The sequence below is a fragment of the Acinetobacter sp. YH12208 genome, from assembly GCF_013418055.1.
GTDB classification, from domain to species: Bacteria; Pseudomonadota; Gammaproteobacteria; order Pseudomonadales; family Moraxellaceae; genus Acinetobacter; species Acinetobacter pseudolwoffii.
In genome coordinates this window covers 1-18,261 of sequence record NZ_VPCT01000023.1, presented here as the reverse complement: position 1 = coordinate 18,261, position 18,261 = coordinate 1, and the positions used below count along the sequence as shown (strand labels likewise).

Sequence of the window (18,261 nt, the reverse complement as noted above, 5' to 3'; positions counted from 1 at the left end):
TTTGCGAGATTAAAACATTTCCGTGCTATTGCTACCCGATTTGATAAGCTTGCACGAAATTATCAGTCTATGATCTACATTGCTTGCATGTTTATTTGGTGCAAAGCCAAATGAGGACACGCCCTAGTATTCAGCAAGGATGATGACGTTCTGAATGGTGACGGTATCATCCGCACAATTTATGACCCGACGGCGGGTACGGGTGGATTTTTATCCTCAGGTTCAGAATATGTGTATGAGCATAATCCTGATGCGGTGATGCGGGTTTTTGGTCAGGAGTTAAACCCTGAGTCTTATGCGATCTGTAAAGCAGACATGCTGATCAAAGGTCAGGACGTGCGTAATATCAAACTGGGTAATACTCTCTCCAATGACCAATTGGCCTATGAGAAGTTTGACTACATGCTATCGAATCCGCCATTTGGGGTGGACTGGAAGAAGATCGAATCAGATATTAAAGACGAGCATGAGCAAAAAGGCTTTGAAGGTCGTTTTGGTGCAGGCTTGCCACGTGTGTCTGATGGATCTTTGCTGTTCCTGATGCATCTGATTAGCAAGATGCGTAATAAAGACGACAGCACGGCGCAAGGCAGTCGTATTGGTATTATTTTGAATGGTTCACCACTCTTTACAGGCAGTGCGGGCAGTGGTGAAAGTGAAATCCGCCGTTATATTTTAGAAGCAGATTTGTTGGAAGCCATTATCGCGCTACCCACCGATATGTTCTATAACACCGGTATTGCGACTTATGTTTGGGTACTCAGCAATAAAAAAGAGACTCAACGTAAGGGCAAAGTACAGCTGATTGACGGTAGCAACCTGTACAGCAAAATGCGTAAGTCTCTTGGCTCTAAACGTAATGAAATGAGCGAAGACGATATTGCGATGATTACCCGCAGTTATGGTGACTTTGAAGTGACGGATGCACGTGAACTGGATAAACCCGCAGAGGTTAAATCTAATCGTGGTCGTCAATCGGCTAATCCTAAAAATGAAGCTGCTAAAACCTTTTCTAGTAAAATCTTTAACAGCTACGAGTTTGGTTACCGCCGTGTGACCATTGAGCGTCCTTTGCGTTTATCTGCTCAGGTAAGTGATGACGCCGTGGCATCGTTACGTTTTGCCCCGAAGCCGTTTAATGCAGTGATGCAAAAGGTTCATGAGCAATACGCTACGAACTGGACAGAAGACAGCTATGGTCGGCTTGATGAGTTTGATGTGGAAATCCGTGCGCTGATTAAAGCGGAATTTAGCGAGCTGAAAGAAAAAGATATTAAGACCGTGCTTGAGCCAAAATTGTGGTTGGAACAGCGTAACTTATTAAACAAAGCGAAATGTTTACAAGCGAAGATCGGCACGGCGCAGTTTGATGACTTTAATGCTTTTGATGATGTACTCAAGCAAGCGTTAAAAGATGCTAATGTGAAACTGGAAACTAAAGAGAAGAAGCAATTCCTGGATGCGATCACGTGGAAAAATGCCGATGCTGAGCCAGTGATCAATAAAGTCGTGAAAGGCTCAGAAAATCCGCTTTATGGTCAGATTAGCTATAAAGGCAAAGTGGTTGAGTTTGTACAGGATGGTGATTTGCGTGATGCGGAAAATATTGCGCTTGACCCAAGCCAAAGCACCACCGATTTAATTGAGTCTTACTTCAAGCGTGAAGTACAACCGCACGTCGCTGATGCGTGGATTAATGCCGATAAGCGTGATGATAAAGATGGCGAAATTGGTATTGTGGGTTATGAGATTCCGTTTAACCGTCATTTTTATGTGTATGAACCGCCACGTGATTTAAGCGAGATTGATGCGGATTTAGATGCGGTAAGCCGTGAAATTATGGCACTTCTACAAGAGGTACATTCTTAATGGCGAAGTATGAGATTTATCAAACGCAAGTTGAAACACATAATAGTTGGATAAAGTTGATTCCTAAAGAATGGCAAGTTGTACCTCTAAAGTATATGTGTAATGGTTTTGTAAAAGATGGTCCTCATGAAACACCTAAGTTTATCGATGAGGGTATTCCTTTCTTATCAGTTGATGGTATTCAAAATAATAAATTAGTATTTGAAGGGTGTAGATATATCTCTATAGAGGATGACGCTAGGTTTAGTCTCAAATGTAAACCTCAAAAGGGTAATATCTTACTCGGTAAAGCAGCATCTGTAGGCAAAGTGGCTTTCGTAGAGAATGACTACGATTTTAATGTCTGGTCGCCGTTAGCAGTTATTAGCCCTAAAGATATTAGATTAGGTAAATTTATTTTTTATTGCCTTCAATCTTATGAATTACAACTGCAATGTGATGTTTTCTCTAATTCTAATACCCAAAAGAATTTGGGGATGACAACGATTGATAATTTAACATTCCCTTATCCAAGTATCAGTGAAGCTCAAAATATTGCTAATTTCCTCGACCATGAAACTGCAAAAATTGACAGCTTAATTGCCAAACAAGAAAAGCTGATTGAACTGCTTAAAGAAAAACGTCAAGCAGTGATTAGCCATGCCGTCACTAAAGGTTTAAATCCTGATGTAAACATGAAAGATTCAGGAGTGGAATGGTTAGGGCAAGTGCCTGAGCATTGGAGAGTTTCAAGATTTAAGTTTGTATGCTCAAGCATTATTGCAGGACCATTTGGTTCTAGTATCACAAAGGATATGTATGTACCTAAAGGGTATAAAGTTTATGGTCAAGAACAAGTAATTCCAAATGACTTTGAAATTGGCGATTACTACATTTCTGAAAAAAACTACATAGAACTGAGCCGTTATGCAGTATATCCAAAAGATATTTTAATTAGCTGTGTGGGTACGTTCGGCAAAATTGCTGTCTTTACTGAAAATGCAGAAAAAGGGATTATTAATCCTCGACTAATAAAAGCAACAGTATCTAATAAATTTAATCCCTATTTCATTCGAGAATATCTCAAAAGTGATGCTGTGTTTAAACAGTTCGAGCAACTGTCTAGAGGTGGAACTATGGGAGTGATTAATATTGGTATTTTGAATGAAATTATTGCTGTAATTCCTCCAATAAAAGAACAGGATGATATTTATAATTTCATTCAGCAACAGAAATATAAATTCAATAACCTAATTAAAAAAGCTCAATCCGCCATTCAACTGATGCAAGAACGCCGTACAGCCCTAATTTCCTCTGCGGTCACTGGTAAAATTGACGTGCGTAATTGGCAAAACCCCAATGAGGCTAAAATGGAGTTTAGCGCATGAATATTCTCAGTTGCCTCAAACAAATGTGGACTCAAGCAGATACAAAAAATCATTGCATAAATAATTGCAATGATTCACTATATGCTCAACAACACCCGACAAGGCTAGGCAAGCAATTGCATCCTCAAACTGTCGGGTTACTTGTTTCTGGAGCCCTAAAAAATATAACAATCAGGGCAAGCCATCTATGAAATCTTTTAACAAGCCTGCCAAAACCTTTGCTGAACAAATTGAGCTATTAAAAGCGCGTGGTATGCAATTTGCTAATGAGCAAGATGCACAATTTTACCTAGAGCAAATCAATTATTATCGCTTAGGTGCCTACTGGCTTCCGTTTGAATACACCCATTCACCACATTGCTTTAAACCAGATACCAGTTTTGAACAGGTGTTAGCACTGTATGTATTTGATCGTGAATTAAGGTTACTCATCCTGGATGCCATAGAACGCCTGGAAGTTGCCGTTCGTACCCGTTTTGCCTATGAATTGGCACATCGGCATGGTTGTCACGCCTATCTGCAAGGCCAGTACTTTAAACCCGCCTTTAGATGGCACAGCTTACTCGAATCACTGAAAACTGAAGTGTCCCGGGCAGATGAAGTCTTTATAGAACACTATAAACGTACCTATGATGATCCCGAATTACCACCGATTTGGGCAACCTGCGAAGTGATGAGTTTTGGTCAACTGTCCAAATGGTATCAGCTCCTGGCACCGATTCAGACACATAAAGCCATTTCCAGTCATTTTGATTGCGATGAAACACAGTTTGAAGGGCTGTTACAGCACTTTGTTTACTTAAGAAATACCTGTGCTCATCATTCAAGACTATGGAACCGCAAATTTACCAAAACCATCGCCAAGCCACGCAGTAAGCCGATGGGGCTTCGGGTGCAATGCAATTTTGAACCTAGTAACTCGGCAGAGCGAAAAATTTATAACAGTCTGGTATTTCTACTCTATTTCATGGACAAAATCGCCCCGCAGCATACATGGCGTAAACGTCTGGTTGATCTACTTTTGACACATCACAACATATCAAAAACAGCGATGGGCTTCCCTGAAGATTGGCAAAGCTATCCAGTTTGGCAAATAGAACAGTAATAAAGAAATTTGAGTATTTAGGGGTAGGGGAAACATGAGATCGGATGCAACTTTAGAAACTATTTTCCAGCAAGATATTATTGCGCAAATGCAATCGCATGGTTGGATTGTGGGTTCTGGGCAAGGCTATAATTGTGAAAAAGCCCTGTATGAGCAAGATGTACTCGACTTTGTCCAAAAGACCCAACAGGCCGAGTGGCAGAAATTTAAAAACATCTTCCCCAATGATACCGAGCGCCATTTTTTAGATACCGTTGTGGCTCAGCTTAAAAAAGCCGATATCAATGCCACCGATGTTGAATCCCGCAGTTATGGCACATTGGGCATACTCCGTCATGGCATCAAGACCCGCGGTACACGCTTTTCATTCTGTCAGTTTAAACCTGAACATGGCTTAAACCCTGAACTGAATCAGCGCTATCAGCAAAATATCTGCCGTGTCGTGCCTGAACTGGTGTATAGCCCATACACATCCAAAGCCGAATTAGAGGCAACTGGCAAACAAGCTAAAAAATGGCGCATCGACCTGGTGCTGTTTATCAATGGCTTTCCTGTGGCAACTCTGGAACTCAAGTCCGAGTTTAAACAGGCTGTGCAAAATGCCATGACACAGTACCGAAAAACCCGATTGCCCAAAGACCCTGAAACCAATAAGCCTGAACCCTTGCTGATGTTTAAACGCGGGGCATTGGTGCATTTTGCCGTCAGTCAGTATGAAGTCTATATGGCGACGCATTTGAATGGTGACAGCACCTACTTCCTGCCATTTAATAAAGGCACCAAAGAACAGGGTGCAGGTAATGATGTGCCTGAAGATGTGAATGAATACGCCACGGGCTATTTATGGAATGAAGTCTTAACCCCGGATAGCTTGCTGAATATTTTGGGTAACTTCATTCATTTACAGATTGAAGAAAAGGAAGACTGGGAAGGGCGCAGATACAAAAAAGAAAGTCTGATCTTCCCCCGTTATCACCAATGGAAAGTGGTGAATAATCTAGTTCAAGATTCATTGGCAGAAGGCACAGGGCAAAAATACCTGATTCAGCACAGTGCCGGTTCGGGTAAATCCAACTCGATTGCATGGACGGCGCATCAACTATCTAGTCTGTATGATGCCAACAATAAAAAGATGTTTGATTCGGTGATTGTGGTGACAGACCGAACCATCCTGGATGCACAGCTACAAGATACCATCTACCAGTTTGAACATGCCGATGGCGTGGTGGGGCGGATTAACAATAAAGAAGGTGATGGCTCAAAATCTGAGAAACTGGCCAAAGCCTTGGAAATGGCGCAGCCGATCATTATTGTCACCATTCAGACCTTCCCGTTTGTACTGCGTGCGATTGAAAACAGCACCAGTTTAAAAGAACGTAAATACGCCGTCATTGCCGATGAAGCCCATTCATCCCAAAGCGGTTCCACGGCGCGTCAGCTCAAAGAAACTTTGATGATTGAAGAGCGTGAAGAAGATGAACAGCTTTCTTCTGAAGATGTACTCGATGCCGTGATGGCATCACGTAAGGGCAGTGCTAACCTAAGCTTCTATGCCTTTACCGCAACACCAAAGGATAAAACCTTACAACTGTTTGGACGCTTGCCCGATCCAAGCATGCCGCCGTCTAAAACCAATATTCCTGTGGCATATCATGTCTATTCCATGCGCCAAGCGATTGAAGAAGGCTTTATTCTGGATGTACTAAAGAACTACACCAACTATAAAGTCATCTATAAGCTCAAGCAGAAGATCGAAGAAAAAGATGCTCAGGTCGATGCCAAGAAAGCCAAGACCAAGCTGAATCAGTGGGTACGCTTACACGATCATAATATCTCGCAAAAAGTGCATATCATCATTGAGCATTTTAAGAAAAATATTATGGGTTTACTCGGTGGGCAAGCCAAAGCCATGGTGGTGACCAGTTCTCGTAAAGAAGCGGTACGCTATAAACAAGCCTTTGATAAATACATTGCTGAACAGAACTATGCCAACATTCAAGCCATGGTGGCATTCTCAGGCGATGTAGAATTTAATGCCAATGATGCAGACAGTAGTCATCTGTTAGGTCAGAAATTTACTGAAAGCAATATGAATCCGAATCTGAAAGGTCGTGAGATGCGTAAGGCATTCGATAGCGATGACTTTCAGGTGATGATTGTAGCGAATAAATTCCAGACCGGCTTTGACCAGCCAAAACTGTGTGCCATGTATGTCGATAAGAAATTGGGTGGCGTGGAATGCGTACAGACCTTATCGCGTTTAAACCGGACCTATCCTGCGAAATCTGAAACAGGCACCTTTGTGCTCGATTTCTTTAACGATCCACAAGACATTCTCGATGCTTTCCAACCGTACTATCAAACAGCAGAACTGGCGGATGTATCCAATCCCGATCAGGTTTATGATCTGTTTGAAAAGCTGAAAGCCTCAGGTATTTTCCTCTGGACTGAAGTAGAACAGTTCGTTGAGGCCTTCTACAGCAAAAATAAATCCAGTGCAGCCCTCGCGAACATCTGTAAGCCAGCTTTACAACGCTGGCAGCATCGTTATCAACAAGCCATCAATGATTATGATGTCACCAAGAACCGTTTAGAACGCTGTAAACAGACAGCTGACGCCGTACTGATAGCTAATGCTGAAAACGAATTTGCAGAAGCGAAGAAAGCCCGTGATGCGCTGGAAATCTTTAAAAAGGATTTAGGCAGCTTTACCCGTTTCTATGAGTTTATGTCTCAAATCGTGGAGTATGACGATCAAGAACTTGAGAAGCTGAGTCTTTTTGCGCGTAACTTGCGCCCATTACTGCGCGAACAGGTGGCCGAAGAGGATGAGGTTGATCTAAGCAATGTTGCAATGACGCATTACCGTTTGTCCAAGTTACGCCAACAGGATATTCAGCTTAAAGCCGATAGTACCGAGCATAAACTTGAGCCTGGTAATGAACTGGGTACTGCAAAGCCGAAAGACAAGAAAGAAGACTTTTTGTCGCAGATTTTAAGCCGTATGAATGATCTGTTTGTGACGGATAATCTGACAGAGAAAGACATGATCAACTATGCTCTGACCATTGCTGACAAGATGTCTGAGAACACACGAATGATGAAACAGATTCATAACAACACTCGTGAACAGGCCATGCTGGGTGAGTTTGACACGGCGCTTGATGATGCTGTATTAGACAGTAATGCAGCGCATATGGAGCAAATGACACAGTTGATGAGTGATCCTGCGAAGATGAAGCAATTTGCGCATATTATTTATGATGTGTTGGTGAGTAAATAAGAGCACATTTAATCCTGAAAAATGCTTATGAAATGAGCATTTTAAAAATAGCTTTCAGATAATTGATTATGATTACACCGCAACTAATAGAAAAAAAACTTGTTGATTTTTATTTAAAAACAACAGGGCATTATGGTAATTCTATAATGCAAAGTATCGATGTTACTGAAGAAACTTTAATTGAAGCATTAGAAGGAATTGATCAACCTATTAAGACATTTGAAAATATTATAAAAGTTCAAGATGCTAGAGCCTTTAATAGGTTTTTGGCTAGCGAGGAAACTTACTGGGGAGCAGCGAGTCGATTTAGATATATTGTTTTTTTATGCTATATAGCAGCGCAAGATGGATTTGAATCAGAAAATTTTAGAGCAAAACTACAGAAAAAATTAGGATTATCTAGTCCACCTAGATTAGATGGTGTAAACAAACTGTTTCGCCAATTAGTTGAGTTTACTCTCAAAAGTGAACAATATCGTAAGGTTGAAATACCTTGCAGTACTCCGCAGCATATGAAGTTAATCGGGATTATATATGAGTTTAGTTTTCCAAATTGGCGACTCAAAAGTCTATTAAATAAAAATCTTTATAAAGGTGAGCATACTCCGGAGACTTTACGGAAAGAGTTGCTAATTAATCTAAATGAATTTAAACAGCATGAGGGGTTGTATCAAGCTATTAGAATATTTACTCAACGTGTGGCTTTGAAAAACAAGTTCCTTGAAGAAGACCCTTTTTGGAACTTTTATTTAAAATGGAATAAACCTAAAGGTCACATAGAAGAAAAAATTTATTTTAATTTAGGTAATGATTTAGAAAGTTCCTATTTTGATTTGCCATATACTAGATTGAAGGTATGTGATCTACATGGTGGGAATACTGAGTTTTTTTCTTTGAAAAGAAAAAACAAAAGCTTTGAAAATAGAATTTTTTTCCTTAAAAGATTTAATTGGCAATATGAATTGATTGAAAATATCCATAGAATAGAAGATGTTGATGCTATTCTTTATCATTTAAAAACTTATGACACCGAAGAGATTAATAAAAATGAAGCAATATTCACAGAAGAATATTGCTTTTTAGAAGTAGATTATAGAAATATAGAACAAATAAAAAAAATATTTTTAAATTATAAGGATAAGCAATACTTACCTCCTCTTCAGATTCTAAGTAGTTATAGGCGTAAGGAATTATTGTCCCTAAATATGGCACCCATCAAATTTAGGGCTAATTTTGATGGAGAAATTGAATTCATCCACTCTGAACTGAAGCATAGTAAAGAAATTGTTTATGAAGGAGATGAAATATATTTACCACATTTATCTGAAGGTGAGCTTAAATTAATTTTAACAACGAGGGGGGAATTCTATTTAAGTAAAGTAGAAAAGTTTCATATTGTTAATAGCTTAAAGGATGCAAATATTAAATCTGAAAAGAATGAATTAAATTTATATACAATAACCAAAACGTCAATATTTAATGTTTCAGAGAATATTAAATTTAATTATCAAAAGGCTAGAAGTCCTAATAAAAATATTTTTGAAGAGTTAATAGAGCTTATTTATTTTAATTCTTTACATGGAATTTCTGAATCTAGTTTGTTGAAATTAATAAGTACTCATGAAAGTTTGTCAAAGTTTAGCCCATATAATATTATTTGTAAATTAAAGCATTATGGGTATATAGTATGCGGTTATCATAATAATTATAAGTCCATAAAATACTGGCCTAAACAAATATTTTTGAATAAATTTGAGAAGGATTGTTTTTTGATACAGGGTTATATCTCGGAAAGTACTCAGAATATATTATGTGATCAGTTGGATTGTTTAGGTGTCGATTATATTATTAAGAGAATTGAAATTGGGGAAGAAACATTTCCTGTTAAAGTGTTGGTCACAAATGAAGATTTAGGAAGTTTATTGCCAGAATATTTTTTATCTACAGATTTAGGTAGTGCTAATAATTTTCATCAAATCAGTTTTTTAAGTGAGGGGGAACGTTATTATAAATCTTTCGATATTTTTAAGTTTAATGCTGAATTAAATAAATTTTTTTATATAAAAGATTATTTGGGTGATGATGGTATTTACATGCTTAAGCAAAAAGATAAGAAAAAATGTAATGTATATGAAATTATACATAGAAGAAAAAGCATCTTATCCACCTATTGTCGAGATGAAACTTTTGATTGGGCATATAAGTACGGGATGTTCAATTTAGCCTTAAGTGAAAAAGATCAATATATTTCCTATTCAAATAATTTTAGTTGTAGTTTAGTTTTAGAGTATTTTTCTAAAAATGGTGTATTACCTTATTTAGATTTAGAGGATGGACATTACTATTATCCTAAAGGATTAGTTAAAAGTTCAGAATCCTCTCAGAATCGACAAGAGCTTCCTACAATATTAGGTTATAATTTACATCGCCATCGTAAAAATATAAGATTTAGAGCGTAGTTTTTATGTATAGAGAATGTATTGGATTTCATCTAAATTATGTGGGTAATCATGCTAAAATTAAACCAACGCATGAAAAAATAAATGGTATTTGGTATCCAGCAATTCCTGAAGATTTTGCACCAAATTCTACGGTATTTGACTATTTTCCTCGTCATGAGTTAGTTGCTACTTATCAACTATGCTATTTCTTATGTGAGGAAAATACAAATAAAAAAAAATATTCAGATGATGAATTTATTGTTGTAAGGGACAGTCAAGAGTTTCTTTACAAGATATTAGATTACTCATTTATCTCTATAGACCAAGTTCGGAAAAAATTATTTTTTGATGGTATATATTTAGAAGAAGAAAAAGGAGATATTCCGAGAGTATTTTATATTTACTTACAGAAAAATATTATTATTCAACTTAACTTTAGATTGAATGTTGAGGATGAAAAATGGTATGCAGATTACCCTGTAGGACAGTCAGAGTCTAATAATCTTGTAGAAAGCTATTTGTTAGAAGATGGTCTTAATAATACAAGTATATTTCAATTTAGAAATAATAAATATCTGCTTGGTAATATTTTTTCTAATTTAACACCACTAGGCTTAATTGATTGGTCCGCAGATTATGCTTTTCATGAAAAAGCTCTGAGCTATCTTTATAAAATTTCTAAAGATAATTTAGATAAATTTCAGTTGCCTTCTGTTAGTGAGATTAAGGAAATAACCTCATTCTTGCAGGCTAATGGTATTTTTCCTGATACATCTGCAGGCTATTTAAATAAAGAGCAATATTTAGCACGTATAATTGAAAATACTACACATACAAATTTTATTTTTCAGACGTATAAAAAATTGTATGAAAATTTACTGAAAACAACTGATTATGAAAAATTTATTAAAGAGCAAGTTGAGTCTGATGTTAAAGTGCGCTCAGCTGCTATTTTAAAAGATAAAATAGAAGAAGTAGAAAAAGAGCATAAAGCCTTATTAGATAGCTTGGAAGAACAAATTTCCGAGAAAGAAAGTGAAAGCGAAATATTAAGTTCATTAAACGAGGAATTAAAAAAAGATAAAATTTTTTTAGAAACCTCTATAAATGATCTTAAGCTGTTAATAAATGATTTTTTCACTGAGGCTGGAGAAATATCACTTAGGGAACGAAATATAATTGAAAAGCTAAATGACTTTCTAACAGATCGTGGTCTATTACAAAATAAATCATTATTGCCTTCTATTTTACCGCCTTGGACATGTATGGAAGCTAAAAATGAAATTAAAGTCATAGAAGAAACTGATACATCAGATTTATTTAAACAGTTGGCATCTACCTATGGTTATGATGATAGAAACGTTGTTGTATTTGATAGATTATTTCGTACTAGTCATTTTATCCTTCTCATCAATCAGTATGCACATTCGTTTATTGAGCAATATTCAAGATTAATTTGCGGGGGGCGCATTTCACATATTGCACTGGATGCTAGCTATATTGGTGTTGATGATTTATGGCGCAATCCGGGTACTAACTTAAATACTGGGTTTGCATATGCTTGGAATAATGCTAGTAATAATCCTGATCATTACTATGTAGTACATCTTACAGGTGTAACTGAAGTTAATTATATAGGTTTCTATAAGCAACTTTCTGAAGTCCTTTCTTATTCTCAACGACCAAAAAACTTATTAGTTCTAGCTTCACTTAATACTGCTTTATCGACTTTAAATGATAGACAAAAGCAATTACTTAAAGAGTTAACTCCATTTGTTACATCCTTGAAATTTAATGCTTTAAATGTTAATCCAAATGCTGTATTGCAAAGTCTAGATACAACCAAATACTCAGAAATACTGTTTTCTGAAAATAATAAAAGATTTATCCAGATTATGAAGGCTTCTATTAATACATATCAGCACCTTTTACAGCTTGAGCGGTTACATAGTCTGTCAGGATTTCCAGATCATCTTTTTATTCAAAAAGATAACGTATTTATATGTAACGAGCAGTTAGATGCCATAAAAATAATTGAGGAGTTATGAGTATGTTAGATCCCATTGGCGGTTATCAAAATATAAGAGACTTATTAATCTCACAAATTGAAACTACACAGAGAATTAGTAATCCGTCATTACAAGCATTAAGACGATCGCTCTTAGTTGATACGGATACATTGACTAACTCTCCAATTATTGAACCTGTTCCTCGTTATAAGGCTTCTGATTACAGTCTTGAAGATTTACTCACGTTAGAGAAAGACAATCCTTTACATGATTTTTCTCCGGAAGAGAGAAGTATTTTTATAAATTTAGCATTAAGTGGCTTATTTGATGGCCTTCCTGAAAATAAACGTCCTATGTTGATGCGTAGGAGTTTATATAAACCATATCTCCACCAAACACAAATGCTTGGTAAAGGAGTGCGAAATGGTCAACCAGGAGTTGTAACATCAGGTACTGGCTCTGGAAAAACTGAGTCATTTATGTTACCGATCTTAGCATCAATTGCTAAGGAGGCGATAAAATGGCCAAAGCCATTAACTAGAATTGAAGGTAATACTTGGTTTAAAAATGGAACTAGCTTCGGGTTACAACGAATAGATGAGCATCCTGAACGCCCTAAAGCAGTAAGAGCATTAATTTTATATCCAATGAATGCTTTGGTGGAAGATCAATTAACACGGTTGAGAAAGACATTATCTTCACCCGAAGCAATTCAGGTTCTAGACCAGCAAGCCAATGGTAATAGAATTTATTTCGGTCGATACACGTCTAAATCTCCTGTGACAGGCTTTTTAAATCATCCTAGATTGGCTGATGATAAAGATGAAATTAAGTCTCGAAAAAAAAGAGTTCAAAAACTAAAAGATGAATTAACACATTTTCAAAAATATTATGAAAATGCAAAAAAATTCGATGATTTAAGTACAAGCAACACAGAAAAAAATCAATATTTATTTCCAAATGTTCTAGGTAGCGAGTTAGTTTCACGTTGGGATATGCAGGAAACACCACCTGATATTTTAGTTACTAATACTTCGATGCTTTCAATTATGCTTTCTAGGGAAGTAGACCAAGGGGTATTTGAAAATACTAAACAATGGTTAATCTCTGATCCTGATGCATACTTCTATCTTGTACTAGATGAACTGCATTTGATTCGAGGATCGGCAGGAACTGAAATTGCAGGATTAATACGATATCTTATTCATCGTTTAGGGTTAGATAAGCCAGAGCATAGCCATAAATTAAGAATATTAGCGTCCAGTGCTTCTTTGCCCACAGAAGGGTCTTTAGCTACAGAAAGTCTAAAGTACTTGACTGATTTCTTTGGCTGTAATGGATTATATAAAAGAACCTCAGATTCACCTGATATTAAACAGTGGTTAGATGCAATTGTTACAGGTGAGCAAATTGGTTTCGATTCTACGTTTGATAAACTGAATTCTGAGTTATTTGAAAAGTTTACAGATCAATATGTTAAATCTGACTTTGATTATGATGAATATAAAAAAATTCGAGAAACAGACAAGTCTATTGAGTATTTGACCTTAACATTTGAAGATAATCTAATAAATATTTTTAACTCACTTAACTTCTCTCAATTTCTTTTTATTGAACGACTAAAGGCACTTATTGAATATAGCTCCAATCTATTAAATACTTATTGCTTTGATAATACAAATAATATTATTAAACCGAGAAATTTAAAATATTTATCTAAATCCATTTTTGGAAGTGAAAACTTAAAGGCTTTAAGAGGTCTATTGATCATAAGAGGATTGAATGATCTTTTGCCAAGGGACTATAGAATAGATAGTTTGCCAAGCTTGCGCATTCATACTTTCTTTAAAAGTTTAGAAGGTTTATATGCTGCTCCTTATTCTACTGAAAATGGAATAGCCTTCATTGAGAATAGTTTAACTACCGATAGAGGAAAATATTTAATTCAGACTGATCAAGGGATTCAAAGAAACTTTGAATGGTTAGTATGTGAGGCCTGTGGTGAGTTGTTTATTGGTGGTCAAAAACGTAAAGATCATGCTGCACAAATTAGTATTTCGACGATTGGCTTTAATTTAGAAGAATTGCCAGAAAAAGCAACAGATACGCTTTATGAAAACTTGATGGCGGAAAATTATGCTGTTTTCCTTCCAGCAAATAATGAAAAGACAATAAATAATTCAATTTGGAAACCTAAATTTTTAGATGCTCGAAATGGTATTCTTTTAAATCAAAGGAACTCAGATGAAGACATCTTTGGTTTTTACTTTGAACCCAAAGATCAGGAAACAACTGAACGAGCAGGTGGTGCCTTACCAGTCGAATGCCCATGTTGTTCAACAAATTATCAAGGTCGTATTTATCATAATATTCGTCCTGCATCTCCAATTCGTTCATTTCGTAGTGGTTTTGCAAAAACTTCACAGCTATTAGCAACACAGTTATTTAGCTTTTTAAAGCAAACCTCAGAAGAAGCAAAAACTATTGTATTTTCTGATAGTCGACAAGATGCTGCAAGGGCAGCTCTGAATATAGAATCTTTACATCATCAAGATTTAAGAAGATTGTTATTAGTTAAAAGCATTTCTGAAGTATTACAGATAAAAAAAGAAGAATTTAGTAATCGAGATGAGCTTGAACAGCAATATGAATTAGCCTTTAAAGAGAAAAATTTTGCGTTACTTGCTGAATTATCTTCAAAACTTGCAAAATTATCGGAAAATTCGGTGCCAAACAGGGTAAGCCTGGCGGAAATGATCGAAATTAAAGATGATTTAAAGGTATCTCCTTTTTTAAGTTCATTGATACGGCTGGGGGTACACCCTAGTGATGCTAGCGGTATTGAGAAAATTCAAAACCAATCTTGGTGGGAATGGTTTGATTGGCAAGATCATGATTATCCTAAATGGAAAAAAGGAAGTGATGAAGGCGCTGGTTCTAATTTTGTAGCGCGTGAAAAAATTCGTGAAAATATTAATGAACTAACCTATGAAGTATTGTTTGCAAAAACTACATATGCCCTTGAAGAATCAGGTTTAGCTTGGGTAGGTATACGCCCGACTGATGATCCTGATTCTTTAAAACTTGATGCATGGCTGAGGGTCATGGCAGATAATTACAGAGTACGAGGCGGTAAATATTTTGATGATGAAAATCAAATGCCCTATACAAAAGCTTCTGATATAAGGCCTCAATCAAATCTTTATAAATTTGCAAAAGCTCTAGACCCTAATAATCCTAAAAAGGTTTTAGAAGAAATTATTCAGAATTTCGATAATTTAGGGCATCCAGCAATGAAGATAGACTTGGAACGTCTCTATGTGCAACCAACATCAGAAAACGATCCATATTTCAGATGTATAAAATGTGGAAGGGTACATCTTCACCTAGGAGTGGGCAAATGTACAAGATGTTTTGAAGTATTGCCAAAAACACCTACAGGTCAGGTTCTAGAATTGTGGGATATGCATTACTTGTCGAAGAAAGTTCGTCAAAATATACATGAGGATATTTTTAGACTTCATTGTGAAGAGTTAACGGGGCAGACAAATGATCCTGCTCAGCGGTTACAGCATTTCAAAGGCATTTTTATTGAAGATGAGCAAGATGATAAGTTCGATAAAATTAAAAAGAAAGCACAAGAGATAGACTTACTTTCCGTAACGACAACTATGGAAGTTGGTATAGATATAGGTTCTTTACAGGCTGTATATCAAGCCAATATGCCTCCTCAAAGATTTAATTATCAACAACGTGTAGGTCGAGCTGGTCGTAGAGGCCAATCCTATTCAATGATTGTTACGTTATGTCGTAATAAGAGTCATGATACTTATTATTATGAAAATCCTGAAGCAATTACAGCTGACCCACCACCACCACCATTTTTGTCATTTAACTTACTTCAAATTCATCTGCGTATTGTTAATAAAGTATGGTTAACATATGCCTTTGAATTAATTAAAGATAATTATTCAAGAAAAGGTGAAAAATACCCTGGTGATGAAGTACTAGGTAGTACACATGGGGATTTCCCATATGCTTCGGTAATTTATTCTTCTTTGGAATGGAACAAAACTCTTAACCAAGCATTAAGTGATACATTGACTGAAAAAAATCAATTTGTACAAAGAATGGTTGAAGGCAACGAATATCTATGTAAGGAATTATTAAAGTATTCTGTTAATAATTTACTGGAACTAATTGAGAAATATAAGGACGAAGGCCAAAAATCAAATAAACCATTTGGAGAATTTTTAGCTAATAAAGGAATTTTACCTTTATATGGGATGCCGAGTAATGTTCGAGAATTTTATTTAGGTATTTCTGAGAAGAATGAATTAATCAGTGTGGATCGTGATGCAGAAACTGCAATTTATGAATTTGCACCTAATCAAACTTTGGTGGTAGACAAACAGACTTATCAGAGCAAAGGATTTGTCCCGAGTCTATATATACCACCATTTGGTTATGACATTAAAAAACGAAGTAATGATAAAGATGGATGGTTCTACGAAAAGTACGAAGTTGCAAAATGCCCTCAATGTTCAATGATTAATCTAAAGCAGGATGGGATTATATTAAAATGTCATAATTGCCAGTATGTATTGAGTGAGAGTCAATTTAGACCATATGTGGATCCTGCTGCATACATATCTTCTGGAGAACCTTTAAACAAAAAAGAAATTGATGAACTAGAATTCCAACATTTCGATAGAGTGGTTACTTTAATTAATGAGCCTACAGTTTTTAATGTTGTTAATGGGAGTAATTTAAGTATTGGTAATAGTGAAGACAATGGCACATTCGTACTGCGTTTAAATCAGGGGGCAAACTTAGATAGTGGCGTATTTAAGGGCTTTACTATGTTTGATAAAGAGAAAATGTCCTTATCGGCACCAAAAGCAAAATACTGGTTAGAAGATCTTAAATATTTATCTAAATATGATGATGAACATTCAAGCGTGGGATTGGCTACTCTTAAGAAGACAGATGGCCTTTACTTAAAACCTCAAAAAATGGATCAAATTTTTGATTTTTCATATTTGGGTAGAAGTAAGGAGTCAATAGCAATTAGATCTGCCTTGATTTCAGCAACACAAATTCTTATTCAAAGAGCAGCTTTGGAATTAGATATAGCTCCAGAAGAATTTGAACAAATTGAACCAAAATTAATTGAAAGTATACCCGTATTGCAGATTTGTGATCAGTTAGCCAATGGTGCTGGATTTTCTCAAAAATTAAGTGAAATTATAGAAGGCACTGGTTCACCACTTATACTTAAATTAATAAAATCTATTTTATCAGATTATCATGATCCTTTGGGTATGAAGCTTAGTACAGAGGTACATAAAGCCTCGTGTTTAGGGGCTTGTTATAAGTGTATCCAACGCTATGGCAATAGGACCTATCATGGACTGTTAGATTGGCGACTTGGATTAGGCTTTTTGCGATTATTGTATGATCCAAAATATAAATGTGGGTTAGACGGTAACTTTAGATATATTGAGCTTGAGAATTGGCATGACCAAGTTGAAGAAAGTTTAATAAATGTAAATATGTTGAAACCATCTATTTATAGTCCTCCAAAATTAAGAGAAATTAATGGCTTAAATTTATGGTCTATTGAAAATATAAAAAATGGTAAAAAGTATTTTGTAATTCATCCATTTTGGTCAAAAATCTATATGGAGAAATTGTTAGGGTTGAGTATTGATTCAGCTGATAGTAAGTTGATTAATTCATTTGAGGTATTACATATGCCACAAAATATTTTTTGAGTAAGCAAGATATTAGTCCGTGAGATCTGACAGTAGCGAATACTATTGTCAGATCGCTTTGTTGCATAAAGATTTAAAGATTATAGCTACCTGAATCTACTCAGGTTTAAATGAAAAATTGGGTATGAGGTCGGCCTAATTTCGTAAATTTATTCAAGCATTAAAAGACTACATATGTTGCAAAGTCTCAAGTAGTGCGATTTAACGTAGATGAACCACAAAATTACTTAGTATTTTCTCTGTACGGTAAGTACGGTATAAGGTACTAAACGGTACTTTTTGACTAGGGCGTGTCATCAATTAGCTTGAGGAAAACCGCCTTGTCCCCATTATACTTTTATGACTAAACGCTATGCATTAAAAGATGAGCAGTGGGAACAGATTAAAGATCTGTTACCTGGACGAATGGG

6 protein-coding genes and 2 pseudogenes are annotated in these 18,261 nt (G+C 36.0%); all 8 read left to right on the top strand.

The window, feature by feature from the left end; genetic code table 11:
* A pseudogene (locus FTU95_RS13930) lies at nt 1–114 on the top strand (IS5/IS1182 family transposase); the annotation flags it as partial.
* 6 nt (nt 115–120) lie between these two features.
* Nucleotides 121–1,869, top strand: a pseudogene (locus tag FTU95_RS13925) (class I SAM-dependent DNA methyltransferase); the annotation flags it as partial.
* Nucleotides 1,869–3,236: a restriction endonuclease subunit S gene (locus FTU95_RS13920; protein WP_180078817.1), complete on the top strand. Its 1,368-nt coding sequence runs from the start codon at nt 1,869–1,871 to the stop codon at nt 3,234–3,236. The pseudogene FTU95_RS13925 and the gene FTU95_RS13920, both read left to right, overlap by 1 nt.
* A 187-nt stretch (nt 3,237–3,423) precedes the next feature.
* Nucleotides 3,424–4,341, top strand: a complete 918-nt coding sequence (locus FTU95_RS13915; protein ID WP_180078816.1) for an Abi family protein — start codon at nt 3,424–3,426, stop codon at nt 4,339–4,341.
* A gap of 34 nt (nt 4,342–4,375) precedes the next feature.
* The gene (locus FTU95_RS13910; protein ID WP_180078814.1) at nt 4,376–7,624 is read left to right on the top strand and encodes a type I restriction endonuclease subunit R; all 3,249 of its coding nucleotides are present in this window, start codon (nt 4,376–4,378) and stop codon (nt 7,622–7,624) included.
* Between the two features lie 68 nt (nt 7,625–7,692).
* Nucleotides 7,693–10,083, top strand: coding sequence for a hypothetical protein (locus FTU95_RS13905; protein ID WP_180078812.1), 2,391 nt, complete (start codon nt 7,693–7,695; stop codon nt 10,081–10,083).
* A gap of 41 nt (nt 10,084–10,124) precedes the next feature.
* Entirely contained in the window at nt 10,125–12,113 is a 1,989-nt protein-coding gene (locus FTU95_RS13900; RefSeq protein WP_218944683.1) for a hypothetical protein, read from the top strand.
* A 2-nt stretch (nt 12,114–12,115) separates the two neighbouring features.
* Entirely contained in the window at nt 12,116–17,851 is a 5,736-nt protein-coding gene (locus FTU95_RS13895) for a DEAD/DEAH box helicase (protein WP_180078809.1), read from the top strand.
* Nucleotides 17,852–18,261: the final 410 nt, after the last annotated feature.